The sequence below is a fragment of the Vibrio sp. KMM 9700 genome, from assembly GCF_058545285.1.
Map to the genome: position 1 here is coordinate 400273 of NZ_CM178590.1, position 19395 is coordinate 419667.

Sequence of the window (19395 nt, forward strand, 5' to 3'; positions counted from 1 at the left end):
TATGCAAACATCAGCCAAACATATTCCCGGTCAAATTTTCCCAACATTTAGCTTAACTAGTTTAAATGGTGAGACGATCACCTGTGGCAAAGCAACCAAAGAGGGCTATTGGCAAGCTATCTTCGTTTATCGCGGTAAACACTGCCCTTTATGTACAAAATATCTAAATAATATCGAAGGTTATCTGCCAGCGTTTGACGAGTTAAAGATAGAGGTTGTGGCCGTCAGTGGGGACAGCTTAGCCCAAGCGACAGCGCATAGTGAGGCTCTCAATGTGAGTTTTCCGATTGGCTATGGGCTAAGTCTTGAGACCATGCAAGCGCTTGGATTATTTATTTCAACCCCACGCAGCGAGCAAGAAACCGATCACCCCTTTGCAGAACCTGGATTATTTATTGTCAACGATAAGGGCGCACTGGCTATGGTCGATTTAGCCAATGTGCCATTTATCCGCCCAGAGCTTGAGTCGCTTGTCATGGGGCTGAAATTTGTCAAAAACCCTGACAACAATTACCCAATCCGCGGAACCTTTCAGCCGAATCAATCTTAGTCAGCAAAGTAGATACCGCCTAAAATAGCTTCTTGGCTTGCACCTGTTACCGCAGGGAGATTACCAGATAATTTGTGCATACTTTGATGTGCAAGCCAAGCAAAAGCCATCGCTTCCATATAATCACTATCGATGCCATATTTGAGAGTGTTTTCAACTTGCCAATCAGGTAATAAAGCTTTCAAACGTTGCATCAATTGTGGGTTTTGCGCCCCACCGCCACACGCCAATAATTCATTTTCTAGCGCCGTAAATTTATTCACCTCAACCGCAATAGTTTGCGCAGTCAACTCGAGTAAACTTGCTTGCACATCTTCAATACTGACAACTTGATGTGGATAATGCGCTTTAAATTGCGCTAACTTTTGATCGAGCCAATCTAAGCTAAATAATTCACGGCCGGTGCTTTTTGGCGCAGCTTGAGAAAAATATGCTTCGTCTAAAAAGATAGCCAACAGATCTGAATTCACCTGCCCTTTTGTGCCAAGTAGTCCATCCTTATCATATTTTTGCCCCGTATGGCGCTCACACCAAGCATCCATCAGCATATTTGCCGGTCCAGTATCATAACCACTTGTTGCTGCGCCAATCACTGAAATGTTCGCAATCCCGCCCATATTTAACACTAAAATATTTTTATCTAAATGGCCAAATAACGCTTGATGAAAAGCAGGCACCAGTGGCGCGCCTTGGCCTAAATATGCCATATCTTTACGTCTAAAATCAGCCACAACATTGATCTTAGTTTGGGCACAAATTAAATTGGGATCGCCAATTTGCATCGTAAATGGATACCGCCCTTGGGGATCATGAAACACGGTTTGTCCATGGCTGCCAATGGCACGGATGCTTTTAGGATCAACTTGGTATTTATCAAGTAAAGCTGTGACGGCATCTGCAAACGTTCGTCCTAGACGATGATCCAATTGGCCAATTTCAATTAAATTTGTCGCTTGCCCTGTGCACACATTGAGCACATCTTGGCGCAGCGCCGGATCAATTGGGAATTCATCATGTCCAAGCAAGCGAATACTTTTACCATCGGTTTCCACTAACGCAGTGTCCACGCCATCAAGGCTAGTTCCTGACATGATCCCTATATATTTTTCCATTTGCGCCCCATTAAGATGATCTTATTTATTCTAAAAAATCAGTATATACTGAGCCTGTTTAAAAATAAAAAGAATAGAGGAAATCAAATGGGTCCATTATGGTTAGATGTTGAAGGCTTAACGCTTGATGCAGAAGAAAAAGAAATGCTTGCACACCCAACCGTTGGTGGTGTGATTTTATTTGCGCGTAATTTTCATGATAATGCGCAGTTAATTGAGTTAAATCGCCAAATCCGCGCCGCGGCTAAACGCCCAATCTTAATTGGAGTGGATCAAGAAGGAGGCCGTGTTCAACGCTTTCGTGATGGCTTTAGCTTAATTCCTGCGGCGCAAGATTATGCAAAAATGGACAACAGCGAAGCGATGGCAGAGCTTGGCGGTTGGTTGATGGCGGCAGAGCTTATCGCCCATGATATTGACCTTAGCTTTGCGCCTGTGCTGGACCAAGGTTTTGACTGTAAAGCGATCGGCTCACGCGCTTTTGGTGATGATCTTAACACTATTCTCACCCACAGCACCGCATATATGCAAGGCATGCGCTCCGTCGGCATGGCGACAACCGGCAAACACTTCCCTGGCCACGGCGGCGTCGTCACTGACTCACACTATGAAACCCCGTTTGATCAACGCAATAATATTTTTGAGCGCGATATGGCTATTTTTAAAGCGCAAATCGATTCGGGAATTTTGGATGCCATGATGCCGGCGCATGTGGTTTACCCTGAATATGACGATAAACCTGCAAGTGGCTCAAGTTATTGGCTAAAAGATATTTTAAGAGACAAACTTGGCTTTAATGGCATTGTCTTTTCTGATGATTTAAATATGGAAGGCGCAAGCATTATGGGCACCCCAGCAGAGCGTGCGGCGCAATCTTTAGCTGCCGGCTGTGACATGGTGCTGGTGTGTAATAATCGTCAAAGCGCGATTTCAGTACTTGACCATTTGCCGATCACAACAGTAGAAAAAGCTACAAAACTGCTAAAAAGCCAAACTTTTAGTTACAATGACTTGAAAAAATCAACAAGATGGAAACAAGCGCAAGCCAGTTTCGCTGCCTATTGGGACTCATTAAATAGCTAAATACTTATAATCGCGTCATAATTCGTGCCAATACTGCAAATATACATACAAATAAATAGGTATTTTGCAGCAGAGATCTCTTTTTGGCGATTATAAGTGATATTTTTAAAATATAACTATACTTATCGGCAAAAGGGGGGTATTGTAGATCACGTTCTGAAACGGACTTATTTATTTGAAAATTGCTTTAGAAATCTTTGTAACACCAGCTATACCAGTGATGTGTCACCTAGAGCTCTCTTATATGAAGTACAGCCTCACTTAAGTAACTCTTTCAGCGATTCCGCGCAATTATGCGTTTTTTAGTAAAAAATTTTATAGGATACACCCATGTCTAAGACTACTGGTACAGTTAAATGGTTTAACGAAGAGAAAGGTTTCGGTTTCATCACTCAAGAAAATGGCGGCGCTGACGTATTCGTTCACTTCCGTGCTATCGTTGGTGAAGGCTTCCGTACTCTTGCTGAAGGCCAAAAAGTAGCATTTGAAGTTGAGCAAGGTCAAAAAGGCCCTCAAGCTGCTAACGTTGAACTAGTTTAATTTTAAACTAAGTTATCAAATTCTAAAAAGCTGCATCTTTATGATGCGGCTTTTTTTTCGTCTGTATTCCCTTTTAGACACTCTAAGTTATTAATTTATTTCTACTTTTTAATCTTTCATTTCATCTCGACTTAAGTGTCATCACGCCAAATCAATCTCAATGAAATAAAAAAAGCCCCAAATGCTTTCACTGATACAGATCCAACATTTAGAGCCATCATATTTAAAGTTTAGCAATACCGCTAAGCTCGAACTTAATACAAACTAGGGTTAAACGCCTGAATCATCACACGCTCACCTGCTTGCACATGCCCACGCTCACGCTCAAGGACGATAAAACAGTTCGCAAGACTCATCGAGCGAAACGCGCCCGAGCTTTGATTACCGGTTGTTTCAACGACAAACTGGCCATTTTCATCCAAAGCATAAATGCCGCGTTGAAAATCCATACGCCCTGGCATTTTTTTCAAATTAGTTTTTGCTATTGCTGGGATCATTGGGGCCGCTTGCCATTTATCATGACCGCTTAATTTCGCCAGCAGTGGCTGCACCAGCACATATAAAGTCATCATAGCTGACACAGGGTTACCCGGCAGTCCACAGAAAATAGCCGAATCTAGCTGACCAAAAGCAAAAGGTTTGCCTGGTTTAATCGCAAGTTTCCAAAAACCAATTTCACCAAGTTCATCTAAGATCTCTTTGGTATAATCCGCCTCACCAACACTCACGCCGCCAGAAGTGACCACAACGTCAGCTTTGTCTTGGGCAGTTAAAAAAGCTTGTTTGAGTTGTGCTTTATCATCAGGAATAACGCCTAAATCAACCGGTTCGCAACCAAAGCGCTCAATCAAAATCGCAATCCCATAGCGGTTACTATCATAAATTTCACCCGCTTGTAGTTCTGTGCCAAGAGGTTTGAGCTCATCCCCAGTTGAGAAAAACGCAACTTTTGGTTTATCAAACACTTCCAGTTTGGCAACCCCAAGAGTAGCAATCATAGGAATATCACGCGCAGTTAAGCGGTGGCCTTTTTCAAGTACAAGCGCGCCTTGGGTAATGTCGTCTCCCTTTGGACGCACATTTTGCCCTTGTTTAAGCTGCGCAGATGTAAAGCTTATTAAATCACCATCGACATTTGCTTCTTCTTGCATGATCACAGTATCAAAGCCTTGTGGGATCTGCGCGCCTGTCATAATGCGTACGCAGCTGCCTGCTTGATAGTCACCATCAAATGGCAGACCGGCAAAAGACTTACCTATCTGAGTAAAAGTTTGTGTCGATTCAAGATCTGCATAACGAATCGCATACCCATCCATTGCCGAGTTATCAAAAGGTGGCACAAAAATTGGCGATTGAAGATCTTGCGCCAGTACAAAACCTGCGGCGTCTTCTAAATTGCGCACATGCGTACTCGTAAGGGGCTTGATCGTTTCTAGCATTTTAACCAGAGCTTCATCAAGTGGAAGTAATCCAGGTGTTGTATCACAGCTCATGCTTGTATCCTTTTTCTCAAAATTTAACGGATTATACGAAAGCTTGACGAAGAATGTGAGTCTTTAAATTGATATTTCGTCAGATCGCTTCTCAAAACTATAAATTTGTTACAAAAGCGAGTATTCTTTCACATATCAGCCCAAGATGCTTGAATTATCATTATTTATCTTGTGGGCATTCATATCAAAAGCAACTAGCGCATTCGTTAAATGGAGAAATAAATGCCAGAGCAAAACTTGCAGTTAGCCAGTGAGCAAGACCAAAATTTATCCCACGCCGCACAATTGGTAAAACAAGCACTGCAAGACAAAGGGATAGAAACACCAATGCAAGTCAACGCCCTCAATAGCGTAGAAAAGAAAGCGCAAATTGAAGCGCATATGCGTGAAATTTTAAAACTGCTTGCACTTGATTTAAACGATGACAGCTTAGAGCAAACGCCACATCGCATTGCAAAAATGTATGTGAATGAGATTTTCTCAGGGCTTGATTATCAAAACTTCCCAAAAATCACTGTGATTGAGAATAAAATGTCCTGCCGTGAGATGATCCGCGTCAAAGACATCACCATGACCAGCACTTGCGAGCACCACTTTGTGACCATTGATGGCAAGGCGACGATTGCTTATATTCCAAAAACTAAGATTATTGGCCTGTCTAAAATTAATCGTATTGTGCGCTTTTTCTCACAGCGTCCACAAGTTCAAGAGCGTCTGACCTCACAAGTATTAGTTGCGCTGCAAACTTTGCTTGAAACCGACGATGTCGCCGTGCGTATTGAAGCGGTGCATTACTGCGTGAAATCGCGAGGCATCATGGATGCGACCAGTGAAACCGCGACGACAGCTTTAGGTGGCATTTTCAAATCTAATCCTGCGACCCGTAGCGAGTTTTTGCACGGAGTTTAAATCAAGCCTTTTGTACCAAATTTAAGACAAAAAAAGCCCCCATATACGCGCTCAAGGCCGATATGGGGGCTTTACATATGAAACTTCTATCTTAGCCTCACATCCCGCCGCGATGTTTATCGCCACCTTTCCCTATATTACTATCTGATGTCTTGATAGAAGTGGGTTGCGAGTCAAAATCTGTATTGCTACAAGCCGTCAACGAGCCCATCGAAAAAGCGGCCACAGCCAAGCATAAAAAGTGTTTAATCATAGTGTTATCCTTTTTCATCCATATTTATTAGGAAGAAATTGCAAAATAACAAAAAATTTCAACACTTTGCTATTTTCTTTACCTTAATAAGAAAGACAGGCTCACTCATCATCAATAAACACATGCCCTTCTAACGAATACGGCTCTGAGCGCTTATCACGCATATCGACAGAGGATTGACGGTATTTTTTAAGCTCACGCTCAAGATTTGACGCCAACTGATAATCACCTTCAGAGTAAGCAAGATAAATTTGTTGTTCAATATCTTCAATTTGCGCTAGTTTGTTCATACTCACCTCCAACATTCCTCACCCAGTGGGCCTTTGGCTCTCTTTGCAAGTGTAGACAAGCATCATCAAAATGCGAATTTTAGCTAAAAAAATGTGCCAGCCGGCAAGCCAACTGACACATCATTTCAAGCGCTAAAATGGATTAAATTTACTTCTTAAAGTATAAATCTTTTGAGTAAATACGCCCTTCTGCATTTTCTGTTGGGTAACCACCTAAGTTCGGCTTCACCAAACGCGCTTGCATAAAGTAATAAATCGGCGCAATTGGCATATCTTCGGCTAAGATTTTCTCGGCCGCGTCATAATATTGATTACGCTCTTTCTCGGTTTTACTTTCTTGGGCAAGTTTAATCACTTCATCGTAATTCGGGTTGCTATAGAAAGCAAAGTTACGGCTATTGCCTGAAGTAAAGAGGCTCAAGAAAGTTGAAGCTTCGTTATAATCGCCACACCAAGAAGCGCGCATAATGTCAAAGTCACCTTGCTGACGCGATTCGAGGTAAGACTTCCACTCTTGGTTGTTAAGCGTGATATCTGCGCCTAGGTTTTGTTTCAGCATCGATGCAATCGCCGTTGCAATCGCTTTGTGGCTCTCACTTGTATTATAAAGTAAGTCAGCTTTAAGCGGTTTGTCTGGGCTGTAACCCGCTTCTGCTAGCAGTTTTTTGGCTTCTTCGCTGCGTTTTTTCTGATCCCAAGCGGCGTATTCTGGTTGAGTCGCTTTGAAACCTGCCACATTTTGGTGAGCGAAAGTATAGGCCGGCACATTCCCTACTTTGGTGATCCCATTGGTGATCACATCACGCATAATGCTATATGAAATGGCTTTGCGCACTTTTGGATCATCAAAAGGTTTACGCTTCGTATTCAGCGCATAGTAATAAGTACAAAGAAGTGGGCTGACGCGATATGCATCTGGATTATCTTTTTTAAGCTTATCTACCATTTGACTTGGCACATCAGAGGTAATATCCACTTCGCCAGTTAAATAGCGGTTCATCGCTGCCACTTGGTTTTCAAATGGAATATAAGTGACTTTATCAATCACTGTATGTTCGTTATCCCAGTAATTTGGGTTACGCTCCATATCAAGACGTTCGTTGATCACCCAATCTTTAATTTGATAAGCGCCGTTTGAGACTAAGTTTTCAGGCTTGGTCCACTCATCACCAAACTTCTCAACCACTTTTTGATTAATCGGCATCATCACAGTGTGCGCTGTCATCGCCACAAAGTATGGGACAGGTTTATCAAGTTGGAAGGTAAGAGTGTAATCATCCTCCGCCTTCACGCCTAAGCTATCGGCTGGCTTTTTGCCTTCGATAATATCTTGTGCATTTTCGATCGAAGTCAGTTTTAAATACCAAGCATTTGGTGACGCTGTTTTCGGATCAACTGCAAGTTTAAGGCTATATTCAAAATCATGCGCCGTTACAGGATCGCCATTTGACCATTTGGCATCTTTACGTAAGCGGAAGGTATATTTTTGGTTATCTAAGGTTTCCCAAGAGGTTGCAACGCCAGGGATCACTTCGCCTTTTTCATTTTGAATGACTAAACCTTCAAATAGATCGCGTAAAATATGAATCTCAGGCATGCCCTCGGCACGTAGCGGATTCAACGTTGCCGCTTCGGCGTCGTTGCCTCGAACAAGTTCTTGTTTTTCAGCTAATTGCGTTCCTTCTGGAACTGTTGCGGCATAAACGCCAGAAGACATAAAAATAGAAGATAAAAGAAGAGGTAAAAGTGTTTTTTGAGTCTTTAGCATGATTTTTCCTTGAAAAGGCGATTATCCATAGAAAACTTTGCGTATAAATGCGCCTACTTTTATTATTACTTATATATTGTGTTAATATTTAGATTACATTATTTTCACTCACTTTTCAGTGTTTATCTGATTTAAACGGATTTTATATGTCGAACCATCTTCGCCAGCGCACTCAGCGTGGTCAATTTCAACGTACACCACAAGTCTATGGCCAATCTGTCTTAGGAGCACCTTTGCTCTACTTTGCCGCTGAAACCAAAAGTGAAAATAAAGGCTTGATTCTAGCTGGTACCCATGGTGATGAGACGGCAAGTATCGCAACCTTATCTTGCGCCTTGCGCAGCTTAAACATCGGCTATTTGGCACATGATGTGATCCTCTCGATGAATCCAGATGGCAACCAACTTGGCACTCGCAGTAATGCACGTGGCGTCGATCTTAACCGTAATTTTGCCACCAGCAATTGGCAACCCGGCGGTACGGTTTATCGTTGGAATAGCCTGCAAAAAGAAAGAGATGTTGACATAGGTACTGGCGAGCATGGCAATTCAGAGCCAGAGACTCAAGCCCTGTGTGAGCTGATTAAAACCCTCCAACCGGCTTGGATTTGCTCATTTCATGAGCCGCTGGCATGTATTGATGACCCAAAACATTCTGAGCTAGGCAAGTGGCTTAGCCAAGCCTTTAACTACCCCTTAGTGGAAGATGTGGGTTACGCCACACCCGGCTCATTTGGCACTTGGTGTGATGAGAATGGCTTCTCCTGCGTAACCGTTGAATTTGACGCAATTTCAGCTGATAAAGCAAGTGAAGATCATCTCGACGCGATGATCGCTTTGCTGCGTAAAGCTTAATTAAAGCAAGATGTTAGAGCCAAGGTTAGGTTTACCCCCAAAGCTTAGGGGTAAAGACTTGCATTAACGAGCCTTCAAACTCAAAACCTGGCGCACAATCTTGGGCTAACAAAAGTGGCCCGTCTAAATCAACCACTTGCGCGCCTTGAGCAACCACAAATGCCGGTGCCATTGCCAGCGAGCTGCCAACCATACAGCCGACCATTAAATCAAACCCTAACGCTTTAGCTTTTTCTTTTAAGATAAGTGCTTGCGTAAGGCCACCGGTTTTATCTAACTTAATGTTAATCATATCGAAACGACCGACCAACTCGCCTAAGCTTTGGCTATCATGGCAAGATTCATCGGCGCAAAGTTTAATCGGCCGCGCCAAGCCATCGAGCCAATGATTTTTATCACTCGGAAATGGCTGCTCAATCATACTCACATGAAGCTTTTCAAGCTCTGGCACCATTTTCAAATATAAGTCTTTGTCCCACCCCTCATTGGCATCGACAATAATTTTACTTTGCGGCGCATTCTCGCGTACTGCTTTGACTCGTTCAATGTCCCCTTCCCCAGCAAGTTTAAGCTTTAAAAGTGGGCGATGCGCATGTTTAGCCGCCATTTTCGCCATATTCTCAGGGGTATCTAAAGAGAGTGTATAGGCGGTGATCAGCGCGCTCGGCGCAAGCGCAGGCACAGTGGGCTCACTCATTTTTGCGCTTAATTGCCAAATCGAAGTTTGCTGCAATTTACATTGTAAATCCCACCACGCACAATCTAATGCATTCCGCGCAGCGCTTGGTTTTAAGCCAGTTTGAATTTGCTTTTGCGATGGATAAGCTTGCTCGGCGCGACTATCAAAACGCTCCGCAAATTGAGCCAAGTCTGCAATGCTTTGCTTGATTGATTCACCATAGCGCGCATAAGGCACAGATTCACCACGCCCAACTTGGCGCTCGCCATTTTTATCTAGCGCGCTCATTTCGACCATGATCACATCAGCATGGGTTTTGGCGCCGCGAGAAATACGAAACACACCAGCTATCGGGTATGAGATTTGGTAGATTTTTAGCCATGAATCTTCATATTGAAGGCTATGTGTTATCGAAGGAGAGATTTGAGAAGAGTCGTGATTATCCATAAATTATCTTCTATTTGAGTCACAAATAAAATTAAGATATCACGCTCTTAAAGATTCTCAAATCTCTATGCTTAGAAGTTGGGAGCAACTTAGATCTTGTGATTGTTTAGATCTTAAAATGGCTAAGTCTCAAAACTTGTTAGAACAACAAATTCACCAATTTCTTTTGGTTTTCCTGATCTTGTTTGAGTTTCGCCACGCTTTTGTCAAACACAGGCAGTTTATATGCGGCTTGGGCATACAACATATTGGTGTAGGCCGCATTAGGTTCCATGCCTTTTTGCTCTTTATATTCCCATTTATCTGGCTCAACGACATAGTTGGCAATAAACTCATAGCCTTTTTTCAAGCTATGCTTATCTATTTCATAATTCCACACATCCACGCCAAGCTTCTCGCCATACACACCTAATAGGTTATAAGCTTCTAAGTTAAAGTTTGAATAGTGCCAAGGGCGGGTTCGATCAAGCTCAGCTTTTTGTTTGCCTTCCGTATCAAAGTGCCCACCAATCCGACGCATTTGCGTGATTTGTAAACGTTTCTTGGCTTCTTCAAGATCATTGGTGAAGATTGCAAAGGCAACGACTTGTGCGTCATACCAAGTGCCGTGATTGTTATGCCAATTATCTTCTTCAAAGCCATTTTTACTGGTTAAAAGCCATTGGTTGAAGTCTTTAAACCAAGCCACTATCGCTTGATAGTCCTTTTCATTTAAGACAGGTTTGAGAAGTTCAACACTATCGACCACGCCAATTAACAAGCGGCTATCGATGATCCCAATCCCGCGACCATCGACTTTGCCAGGGATCGCTTGGGCATAATCCATATTTGGATTCATTTTAGTTTTTTCATCAATAAACCAAGCTTTGAGCTGATCTATCGCTTTATCCGCATATTTTTGATCATCGGTAAAATAGTAAGCTAAGCCCAAATGCGTCACATCTTTGGCAAAGGTAATCATTCTTTGCTTATCTGTCGCAGCCGTTTTGGTGTCCATATTATATTCACCGTCTTTACGAATATAAGGCAAGCCATCTTTCGTATCTGGGTTGGGCCACCAATACGGACCAAAACTGTAGTAATCATGCTTATCGCCACTTGCAGGCAACAAAGTTTTATTCACCACAGGATCAAGTGGATTTTTCAACGCTTTGTCTGCCCGTGAGAGCAAGTCTTTCAACGCAAGGTTGGTTTCATCGAGTTGGGTTTTATTTTGCGCAAGTTGCGTCATGTCATAACTCACAGCCGTTGATGCTTGCGCGGCTAAGACATGCGGTGACATCACCCCCGCACAAAGTGAGAGTGAAACGAGTAAAGCAAAAGATTTATGTTTCATGTTCGGACCTTAGTATTTGATTTAATTATTTTTATATATTTTAAAATGAGCAAGTTGTGGCTATATCACGACAGACTCAAAATTAAGCTAGAAGGGAAACATGAATTTCGGTCGAGCAAAAAAATTGCAATGCGATCCAGATCACTTCACGCCTTTATAAGTGTGACCAAGATCGCACCATCCTTTCTGAACTCGCCTTTTCTGGATCAAAATCATGCGTTAAGCCCTTAGATTTAGCATTAGATTTAAGGGGAATGAAGAAATTAACGTGATATCAATCACACTTTAAGCTTGATGCTGTGATATGAATCACAGTCCGCTCAAATCCGCATACGTTTATCTGGCCACACAAACTAAATCTACACATCAATCAGGAAGAAAACATCATCACCTGATACTCCTGATAACAAACAATATTCCAATCAGGATTCAAGTTGTAAAGATTTTTTTATTCCATAACAACGACTTATAGTCAAAACAGACAAAAGGAAATGAAACATGAACATAGACATCCTAGTGGTGGTCGTCTATTTCGCTTTTATGGTTGCAGTCGGCATCTTATTTAAGCGATTAGCGGGACGTTCAACCAGTGATTACTTTCGTGGTGGCGGTAAAATGCTTTGGTGGATGGTTGGTGCAACCGCCTTTATGACCCAGTTTAGTGCTTGGACATTCACCGGCGCAGCAGGCAAAGCTTTCAGTGATGGCTTCCCGATTATGGTGGTCTTTATGGCGAATGCCTTTGGCTTCCTTCTTTCTTGGATTTTCTTCTCTTATCGCTTTCGTCAAATGCGTACCATTACGCCAATTGAAGGGGTAAGACGTCGCTTTGGTGCGACCAATGAGCAGGTCTTTACTTGGGCAACCATGCCAACAAGTATCGTTTACACAGGTATTTGGCTAAACGGTTTGGCGCTGTTTGTCAGTGCAGTGTTTAAAGTCGATATCGAAGTCACCATTGTGGCAACCGGCTTAATTGTTTTATTTATCTCATTAATCGGCGGCTCTTGGGGAGTTGTGGCATCAGACTTTGTGCAAATGGTCGTGATCATGGCGGTGACTGTGGTCTGCGCTGTCGTTGCTCTCGTTAAAGTCGGCGGTCCAAGCAACCTCATAGAACAATTCCCAGCAGACAATATTATGGGCTCAGGCATGAATTATCCACTGCTATTTATTAGCTGGTTTATCTTCATGTTTGTCAAACAGCTCCAAAATATCAACAACATGAACGATTCCTATCGCTTTCTAACGGCCAAAGACTCAGCCAATGCGCGTAAAGCTGCGCTACTGGCATTTGTCTTGATGCTCATTGGTCCTGCGATTTGGTTTATGCCACCTTGGGCAACCGCAGTTTTATATCCAGATGCGGCGGCTGCACATACCGCAGCGCTTGGTAATAAAGCGGCTGATGCTGTCTATCTTGTGTTTGTTGAACGCGTCATGCCTGCGGGTATGGTCGGGCTTTTGATGTCAGCGGTGTTTGCTGCAACCATGTCATCGATGGACTCTGGCTTAAACCGTAATGCTGGTGTATTTGTGCGTAACTTCTACTCCATTTTCATCAATAAAAATGCGGATGAACGCAAACTGATGCAAGTAAGCCACATCGTGACCTTGGTCTTTGGCGCTTTAATTATTTTGGTTGCATTGTTTATTAACTCACTGCGTGGCTTAAGTTTATTTGATGCCATGATGTATGTGAGTACCTTGCTACAAATGCCTATTTTAGTACCTTTATTCTTCGGTATGTTTGTGAAGAAAACCCCAGATTGGGCGGCATGGGCAACCTTAGTCGTCGGTGTGTGTGTCTCTTATATCGTGAGCTTTGTCATCACCCCTGATCTCATTGCGCAGTGGCTAGGTCTTGAGCAAGGCTTTACTGGACGTGAAGCAGCAGATTTACGCGTCATGAACGGCATTATTGGGCATCTCTTTATTACCGGTGGTTTCTTCTGCTTAACCACTAAGTTCTATAAAGAACCGGCTGAGCAAAGAAGCAAAGAGCTACAAGCCTTCTGGCATGATGTAGATACCCCAGTGGTCGAAGAGGCAGGTCAAGATGAACTCGACCGCCAACAGCGCAGCATGCTGGGCAAGTTAATCTTAGTCTTTGGTGTACTCGTAATGGCCATGGTGCTGATCCCGAATCCATTTTGGGGAAGAATGGCCTTTGTCTTCTGTGCATCTGTGGTGCTGATCATTGGCTTCTTACTGCTTAAAAGTGCCAAAGCAGGCATGAATACCAAGCAAGTCACCTCAAGTTAATGAAACCAATGATTTAACCTCAATAAGCGATTATCAGGCTGGGCTGTGCCTAGCTCAGCTTGATAATCAACGCCTCTTATTATTTATTAGGTCTTCTTTATGTCCGCATACATCCATGACAATTATTTATTAACGAACCCATTAGCAGAGCGTTTGTATCATGAAGCCGCCGCTTTAATGCCGATCATTGATTTTCATAATCACTTGGATCCGCAGGTTTTTATCAAAAATAAAGGTCCTCAAAATTTAACCCAAGCTTGGCTCATGGAAGATCATTATGTGTGGCGTGCCATGCGCAGTAATGGCATTGATGAGCGCTTTATTACGGGTGATGCGAGTGAGGAAGAAAAATTCAAACATTGGTGTGAGGCCATGCCTTATTTGCTTGGCAACCCTTTATACCATTGGTCACACTTAGAGTTAGCCCGTTTTTTTGATTGTCAGTTGTTATTAAATCCACAAAATTGCACACATATTTGGCAACTTAGCCAAGAAAAGCTTCAAAGCGCTCAAGCTTTGCCACGTCAAATAATGCAAAAACTAAATCTAGAGATTGCCTGCACCACAGATAGCCCGCTGCAAAGCCTTGAAACACATCAACAACTGGCGCAGCTCTATCAAAATAAAACAATATCCTTTCAAGTGCTGCCTAGCTTTCGCGCAGATGATTTATTTAATTTTGATTCTCCAGATAACTTTGCAACCAAACTCAGCCAACTGACGTCACTCACCCAAATAAAGATTGCATGTCTGGATGATTATTTAGCTGCCATCTATCAACGCATGGCAAGCTTTGCCGCTCTGGGCTGTAAAAGCGCCGACCTTGGTTTACCTCAAGTGCCCTATCAAGCTTTAGATCAACGCAAAGCGAGCCAAGCTTTTATATGCTTACTTAACCAAAAGCGACTTCATAAAGATGCTGCGCATTATTTGTTTAGCTATGTCTTTCATTATTTTGGGCGTCACTGCGAAGCCCTTGATTGGGCGCTACAGTTACATGTCGGAGTGCGCACCAATGTGAATCAACGTCGCCTATCAGAGCTTGGCGCAGGCACAGGTTTTAGCGTGATTGGAGAAGAAAAAACCATCGCGCCGTTGGCGAATTTACTCAGTGATCTTGATGCCAGCGGGCAGATGCCTAAGCTGATTTTATTTAACTTAAACCCCTCTCATAACGCTGCCTTTGTCGCCCTTTGCGGCGCTTTTCAAGATTCAGGCTCAGCCAAAGGCAAGGTCCAATATGGCCCGGCATGGTGGTTTAATGATCATAAACAAGGGATCAGCGCGCAACTCACTAACTTAAAAAATCTTGGCGCGCTGGGTCGTTTTATTGGCATGACCACAGATTCTAGAAACCTCTTCTCATTGAGCCGCCATGAATACTTTCGCCGGATTTTATCCGAGCAGTTCAGCCAATGGGCCCGTTGTGGTGATTTACCCAATGATTGGGATCTCCTTTCAAGCAGTATCAAAAACATCTGCTATCACAACGCAAAAGAATTCTTCACGTTTGATTTTTAATCTTATCTTTCAATTTTATTAGAGAAATTAGCATGTTACAGTTTTCTGAAAACGAGATGCAAGACCTGAGAAAGCACCTAAGTCAAGGCTTACTGACGCAGTTAAAAAATGATAATCACACGGTTCTGGCGCATGACATTTTAGTCCCGCCGGATGCACGTGCGACGTGGAACCTCTATTACTTTTGCCCAGAGCATGGGGTTCGCTTAACCTGGGATAGATTCAAACCAAACTCTCATTGCTGCCCGATTGATGGCCATGAATTTAGCGGTGAGCCTTATGATGGTGCATGGTGGCGCTGGCTCAATACCCTTAACTCAAAAGCTTGCTATGAATTAGGTTTATTATGGCAACTCACCCAAGAAGAAGTATATTTGAATAAAGTACGCAGCTTATTACTTGAATATGCTAAATATTATCCAAGCTATGAAGAACATGGCGGGATCCCATATAACGGTCCAGGTAAAGCCAATGCACAGACCTTGTGCGAGGCAAACTGTCATCTTGATTTTGCCCGTGGCTATGACTTTATTCGCCAAGCATTAAGTGATGCAGACAAAGCCTATATTGAACAAAGATTATTGCGTGAAGGGGCAGATTTTTTAAGCCAACATCGCAGCGCCCAACTGCACAACCATGAAATGAAAATCAATGCGACCATAGGCGTGATTGGGCTGCTGCTCAATGAACAAAGCTATCTTGATTTTGCACTGTATTCAGACTACGGCTTACATTATCAGCTTAATCACGGCTGCATTGGCGAAGGTATGTGGTTTGAAGGTTCCGTTCATTACCACTATTATGCGCTGCAAGCACTTCTTGCCTATGAGAAAATTGCCTACAAAACCATGCATAGCGTTTCGAATAATAAAAACTTGCTCGAGATGCTTAAATTCCCCTTGCGTCTCATGACAAATACCGGTGATTTTCCACGTTTAAATGATTGCATTGCAGGACAAGAAAAGCTCAATCATAGCCATATTTTTGAATTTGCTTACAAACAATATCAAGATGAAAGCTTTTTAGCTGCGCTGCATGCCATTTATAAAAATAAGCCGCGAATAAATTTAGAAGCATTTTTATATGGCATTGAGACCTTACCTGCCTACCAACCGCTGGCTTGCCAATCATTACATGCGCCAGAATCAGGCTACACACTTGGCTATAATCGAAGCAAAGAGCATTTATTTTTACTCAAGCATGCCCCTTATGGTGGCGAGCATGATCATTATGACCGCCTGGGCATTATTTTGATCCGAAATGGGTTTGAGATCTTGCCTGATCTTGGCACCACAGGTTATGGCGCGGATCTTCACTATAAATATTATAAAAATACCGCCACGCATAATACCTTAAGTGTAAATCAAGCCAATCAGCCGCCAAATAATCCAAGCTTGCTTGCCTACCATGAAGATGAAGATCTTTTATATATAGACACCAAAGCTGATTGGTCACAGCGCCCGCCAAAAGTGGACAGCCATACGATCACCCAATGGGATGTGTCGGCATATAAAAATGTCAAATTTCGCCGCATCTTGATCTGGCTTGGCGATGCACTGATTGAGATCAACCGGATTCATAATCCGCATCAGCAAGCCTTAAGCCTCACCTATCATGTACGTGGCAAACATCGCTTAAATGAGAGTTGGCAAAGCACTGAAAATCGCCTGAACGGGCCTTTGTCTATCATGCATTCATGTGCTCACAGACATCTCCAAACACAGCTCAATTTAAGCTATCAAATTAATGGTCAAAATGATTTTTATCAAAGCTTAGCCACCAGCCATGCCTGTGATTTATTAGCCGGTTATGCCCCCGATAACCCAGCGACTCAAGATTTAGCTTATTTATTAGTACGTAGCCAAGCGCCTTTATTTTCTACTATGCTAGTGCATGATTTAAATCCGCATCCTAAGTATCAAATCAGTAATGTTGTTTGGCATTTAGATACGTTAAACTTTCAGCTAAACTTTGATGGGCAATCCCAACAGTTTTCCTACAACTTTGGTCAGCACGCATTACAGAGGCAAGAATATGCTCCAATTTAGCGCCGAGGAAATGTCGCAAATTCGCACCCATGCCACACCTGAGGTGATCCAAAAGCTTATCCAAGATAATCATATTATTTTGCATTCAGAAACCTTGGTACCGCCAGATAGTCGCGCCACTTGGAACCTGTATTACTATTGCCCTGATCATGGCGTGCGCTTAATTTGGGATCGTGACAACTGCCATGCGCACCGCTGCCCGATTGATGATCGCATCTTTACCGGCGAGCCCTATGATGGGGCTTGGTGGCGCGGCTTAAATGATTTAAATGCCAAGGCTTGTTATGAGCTTGGTCTTTTGTGGCAACTGACCCAAGAGCCCATCTACCTTGAAAAGGTCAAAGACATCTTGCTGCAATATGCAACTTACTATCCGCATTATGTCGAGCATGGGGATATTCCATATAACGAGCCAGGAAAGGCCAATGCTCAAGCTTTATGCGAAGCCAATTGCCATTTTAATTTTGCCCGTGGTTATGATTTTATCAGGCAAGATATTCACCTGTTTGATCGCCAAAAAATAGAAAAAAACTTGCTGCGTGAAGGGGCTGAATTTTTAATCGCACATCGCACCCCACAGTTGCATAACCATGAAATAAAAATCAGCGCTGCGGTGGGTGTGATTGGCTTAATTTTAAATGAAGAGCGCTATATTCATTTTGCACTTTTATCCGATTATGGGCTGCATTATCAGCTCAATCATGGCTGCATTGGCGAAGGGATGTGGTTTGAAGGCTCGATTCATTACCATTATTACGCACTGCAATCTTTATTGATGTATGAAAAAATTGCCTATCAAACCCCTTATTCAATTGGCGCAAACCCTAATTTCTTGAAGATGTTAAAACTGCCGCTTGAGTTGATTATGACAAGTGGTGATTTCCCACGTTTAAATGATTGCATCGCCGGGCAAGAAAAAGTCATCCACGCAGAAATTTTTGAATTTGGCTATCGTGAATACCCATTTATCGAACTGCAACAAGCACTGCAATATATTTACTCACATGAAAAACGCCACAACTTAGAAGCACTTTTGTATGGTGCGCGCACCTACCCTCCGATCACCCCGCTTGCCAGTCGAGCCTCACATAAACCTTATGCTGGCTATACGACAGAAGTGAACCACAAAGCAGGCCATTTTTTATTAGTCAAACATGCACCTTTTGGCGGTGAGCACGATCACTACGACCGATTAAGTATGATCTTATGCCGCTTTGGCAAAGAGATTATCCCTGATCTTGGCACCACAGGATATGGCGCACCTTTGCATTATCAATATTATAAAAATAGCGCCACGCATAATACATTAGCGGTGAATGAGACAAACCAATCCCCCAACCAACCCGAAGTTTTATACTTTGAAAAAAATGATACCTATACCTTGCTCGATGTCGTAGCAAATTGGCAGCAAACACCTCCTCAAATAGATAGCAAAGTCATCAAACAATGGGATGAAAAAGCCTATCAAGATATTCAATATCGACGCGTTTTCTTATGGATGGATGAGTGTGTAATCGACATTAGCCAAGTGCTCAATCCTCATTTAGCCCAGCTTGATCTGCATTATTTAATCCGCGGTGAACATAAAAAAACGCCGCATTGGAAAGCAATAAAAAATCCATTTCATGGCGTGTTATCTGTGCTTGAAGACTGCCAAGGCCAGCAGATAGAAAGTCAGCTTAAAACCTGTTATCACATCCAAGGCCAAACGGACTTTAAACAAGAAATATATGTTAATCAGCCAAGCCAAGCGGTTCGCGGATATGGTCCAGATAACCCTGCAATTAGCCAAATTAGTTACTTGATTTTACGAAGCCAAGCGAGCAATTTTTCGAGCTTAGTGATGCACGACTTAAATGGCAAACATCAGGTAAGCGAGGTGGACTGGAAGGAACAAGAGTCGGTTAGTTTTCGCCTTCAAAGTCAAGCTGGTGAGCATGATTTTGAGTTCAACTTCACAAATTCTAAACTAACTTATATAAGAAAATAATATATTTATAGAATAAAAAACCATATCAAATTTTATTGACCTCATTAAAAATTCGGCGTAGTTTAAATTTATCAAATGATTCAATTACTTGTTTGTAACATTTATTCTCACCTTTTTTAAAGACAAGTTAGCATTATTGAATTGGTTTTCTAGATATCATTGCGATCATAACCAAAAGATATAGCCAAATACTTTACTCTTTAAACTTAATCACTCACATTCATTAATTTTTTAATTATTGGTCGGTTTCAAATCTA

The 19395-nt window shown here is 42.5% G+C and carries 16 protein-coding genes; 9 read left to right on the forward strand and 7 right to left on the reverse strand.

The genetic code is table 11. The annotated features are described in order from the left end of the window. The first annotated feature begins 1 nt into the window (after position 1). The gene (locus AC2VOY_RS13070; RefSeq protein ID WP_491834043.1) at positions 2-550 is read left to right on the forward strand and encodes a redoxin domain-containing protein; all 549 of its coding nucleotides are present in this window, start codon (positions 2-4) and stop codon (positions 548-550) included. Here AC2VOY_RS13070 and AC2VOY_RS13075 read toward each other — a convergent pair. After that, on the reverse strand, positions 547-1662 hold the full coding sequence (locus tag AC2VOY_RS13075; RefSeq protein ID WP_491834044.1) for an anhydro-N-acetylmuramic acid kinase: 1116 nt from the start codon (positions 1660-1662) through the stop codon (positions 547-549). The two genes, AC2VOY_RS13070 and AC2VOY_RS13075, sit on opposite strands and share 4 nt — an antisense overlap. Positions 1663-1749: 87 nt before the next feature. Between AC2VOY_RS13075 and nagZ the strand changes: the two genes are divergently transcribed. Together nagZ and cspE are read left to right on the forward strand one after the other, a co-directional pair. Continuing rightward, a complete protein-coding gene (gene nagZ, locus AC2VOY_RS13080; protein ID WP_491834045.1) occupies positions 1750-2745 on the forward strand; it encodes a beta-N-acetylhexosaminidase in 996 nt (331 codons plus the stop codon). Between the two features lie 330 nt (positions 2746-3075). Then, complete coding sequence (gene cspE / locus AC2VOY_RS13085) at positions 3076-3285, forward strand: transcription antiterminator/RNA stability regulator CspE (RefSeq protein ID WP_491834046.1); 210 nt, start codon at positions 3076-3078, stop codon at positions 3283-3285. Between the two features lie 254 nt (positions 3286-3539). Here cspE and moeA read toward each other — a convergent pair whose 3' ends face one another. Beyond that, positions 3540-4778, reverse strand: coding sequence for a molybdopterin molybdotransferase MoeA (gene moeA / locus AC2VOY_RS13090; RefSeq protein ID WP_491834047.1), 1239 nt, complete (start codon positions 4776-4778; stop codon positions 3540-3542). A 222-nt stretch (positions 4779-5000) separates the two neighbouring features. Here moeA and folE point away from each other — a divergent pair, with 222 nt between their 5' ends. After that, the gene (gene folE / locus AC2VOY_RS13095; RefSeq protein WP_491834048.1) at positions 5001-5687 is read left to right on the forward strand and encodes a GTP cyclohydrolase I FolE; all 687 of its coding nucleotides are present in this window, start codon (positions 5001-5003) and stop codon (positions 5685-5687) included. 97 nt (positions 5688-5784) lie between these two features. Here the strand turns inward: folE and AC2VOY_RS13100 are convergent, their stop codons facing one another. The 3 genes from AC2VOY_RS13100 to AC2VOY_RS13110 all read right to left on the reverse strand — a co-directional run bounded on the left by AC2VOY_RS13100 (position 5785) and on the right by AC2VOY_RS13110 (position 7998). After that, the gene (locus tag AC2VOY_RS13100) at positions 5785-5940 is read right to left on the reverse strand and encodes a hypothetical protein (protein WP_491834049.1); all 156 of its coding nucleotides are present in this window, start codon (positions 5938-5940) and stop codon (positions 5785-5787) included. Between the two features lie 101 nt (positions 5941-6041). Beyond that, a complete protein-coding gene (locus tag AC2VOY_RS13105) occupies positions 6042-6230 on the reverse strand; it encodes a hypothetical protein (protein ID WP_491834050.1) in 189 nt (62 codons plus the stop codon). Between the two features lie 148 nt (positions 6231-6378). Next, on the reverse strand, positions 6379-7998 hold the full coding sequence (locus AC2VOY_RS13110) for a peptide ABC transporter substrate-binding protein (protein ID WP_491834051.1): 1620 nt from the start codon (positions 7996-7998) through the stop codon (positions 6379-6381). Between the two features lie 146 nt (positions 7999-8144). Between AC2VOY_RS13110 and mpaA the strand changes: the two genes are divergently transcribed. Then, positions 8145-8852: a murein tripeptide amidase MpaA gene (gene mpaA / locus AC2VOY_RS13115; protein ID WP_491834052.1), complete on the forward strand. Its 708-nt coding sequence runs from the start codon at positions 8145-8147 to the stop codon at positions 8850-8852. Positions 8853-8883: 31 nt separating this feature from the next. On the opposite strand, the gene dgcA is transcribed toward mpaA, so the two are convergent. Continuing rightward, positions 8884-9978: an N-acetyl-D-Glu racemase DgcA gene (dgcA, locus tag AC2VOY_RS13120; protein ID WP_491834053.1), complete on the reverse strand. Its 1095-nt coding sequence runs from the start codon at positions 9976-9978 to the stop codon at positions 8884-8886. Positions 9979-10117: 139 nt separating this feature from the next. Beyond that, positions 10118-11314 carry an alginate lyase family protein gene (locus AC2VOY_RS13125; protein WP_491834054.1) on the reverse strand — a complete coding sequence of 399 codons (1197 nt, stop codon included), beginning with the start codon at positions 11312-11314 and terminating at the stop codon, positions 10118-10120. A 498-nt stretch (positions 11315-11812) separates the two neighbouring features. Between AC2VOY_RS13125 and AC2VOY_RS13130 the strand changes: the two genes are divergently transcribed. The 4 genes from AC2VOY_RS13130 (at position 11813) to AC2VOY_RS13145 (ending at position 19138) form a co-directional block, all read left to right on the forward strand. Then, the gene (locus tag AC2VOY_RS13130; RefSeq protein ID WP_491834055.1) at positions 11813-13579 is read left to right on the forward strand and encodes a sodium:solute symporter family protein; all 1767 of its coding nucleotides are present in this window, start codon (positions 11813-11815) and stop codon (positions 13577-13579) included. A gap of 99 nt (positions 13580-13678) precedes the next feature. After that, positions 13679-15100, forward strand: coding sequence for a glucuronate isomerase (gene uxaC / locus AC2VOY_RS13135; protein WP_491834056.1), 1422 nt, complete (start codon positions 13679-13681; stop codon positions 15098-15100). A gap of 32 nt (positions 15101-15132) precedes the next feature. Further along, positions 15133-17148, forward strand: coding sequence for a heparinase II/III domain-containing protein (locus AC2VOY_RS13140; RefSeq protein WP_491834057.1), 2016 nt, complete (start codon positions 15133-15135; stop codon positions 17146-17148). Further along, a complete protein-coding gene (locus AC2VOY_RS13145; protein WP_491834058.1) occupies positions 17135-19138 on the forward strand; it encodes a heparinase II/III domain-containing protein in 2004 nt (667 codons plus the stop codon). The genes AC2VOY_RS13140 and AC2VOY_RS13145 overlap by 14 nt, the downstream gene beginning before the upstream one ends. The last annotated feature ends 257 nt before the right edge of the window (positions 19139-19395 follow it).

Coding starts and splice junctions, on each gene's coding strand:
- AC2VOY_RS13070 (WP_491834043.1), top strand. CDS start 2: ATGCAAACATCAGCCAAACATATTCCCGGTCAAATTTTCCCAACATTT.
- AC2VOY_RS13075 (WP_491834044.1), bottom strand. CDS start 1,662: ATGGAAAAATATATAGGGATCATGTCAGGAACTAGCCTTGATGGCGTG.
- nagZ (WP_491834045.1), top strand. CDS start 1,750: ATGGGTCCATTATGGTTAGATGTTGAAGGCTTAACGCTTGATGCAGAA.
- cspE (WP_491834046.1), top strand. CDS start 3,076: ATGTCTAAGACTACTGGTACAGTTAAATGGTTTAACGAAGAGAAAGGT.
- moeA (WP_491834047.1), bottom strand. CDS start 4,778: ATGAGCTGTGATACAACACCTGGATTACTTCCACTTGATGAAGCTCTG.
- folE (WP_491834048.1), top strand. CDS start 5,001: ATGCCAGAGCAAAACTTGCAGTTAGCCAGTGAGCAAGACCAAAATTTA.
- AC2VOY_RS13100 (WP_491834049.1), bottom strand. CDS start 5,940: ATGATTAAACACTTTTTATGCTTGGCTGTGGCCGCTTTTTCGATGGGC.
- AC2VOY_RS13105 (WP_491834050.1), bottom strand. CDS start 6,230: ATGAACAAACTAGCGCAAATTGAAGATATTGAACAACAAATTTATCTT.
- AC2VOY_RS13110 (WP_491834051.1), bottom strand. CDS start 7,998: ATGCTAAAGACTCAAAAAACACTTTTACCTCTTCTTTTATCTTCTATT.
- mpaA (WP_491834052.1), top strand. CDS start 8,145: ATGTCGAACCATCTTCGCCAGCGCACTCAGCGTGGTCAATTTCAACGT.
- dgcA (WP_491834053.1), bottom strand. CDS start 9,978: ATGGATAATCACGACTCTTCTCAAATCTCTCCTTCGATAACACATAGC.
- AC2VOY_RS13125 (WP_491834054.1), bottom strand. CDS start 11,314: ATGAAACATAAATCTTTTGCTTTACTCGTTTCACTCTCACTTTGTGCG.
- AC2VOY_RS13130 (WP_491834055.1), top strand. CDS start 11,813: ATGAACATAGACATCCTAGTGGTGGTCGTCTATTTCGCTTTTATGGTT.
- uxaC (WP_491834056.1), top strand. CDS start 13,679: ATGTCCGCATACATCCATGACAATTATTTATTAACGAACCCATTAGCA.
- AC2VOY_RS13140 (WP_491834057.1), top strand. CDS start 15,133: ATGTTACAGTTTTCTGAAAACGAGATGCAAGACCTGAGAAAGCACCTA.
- AC2VOY_RS13145 (WP_491834058.1), top strand. CDS start 17,135: ATGCTCCAATTTAGCGCCGAGGAAATGTCGCAAATTCGCACCCATGCC.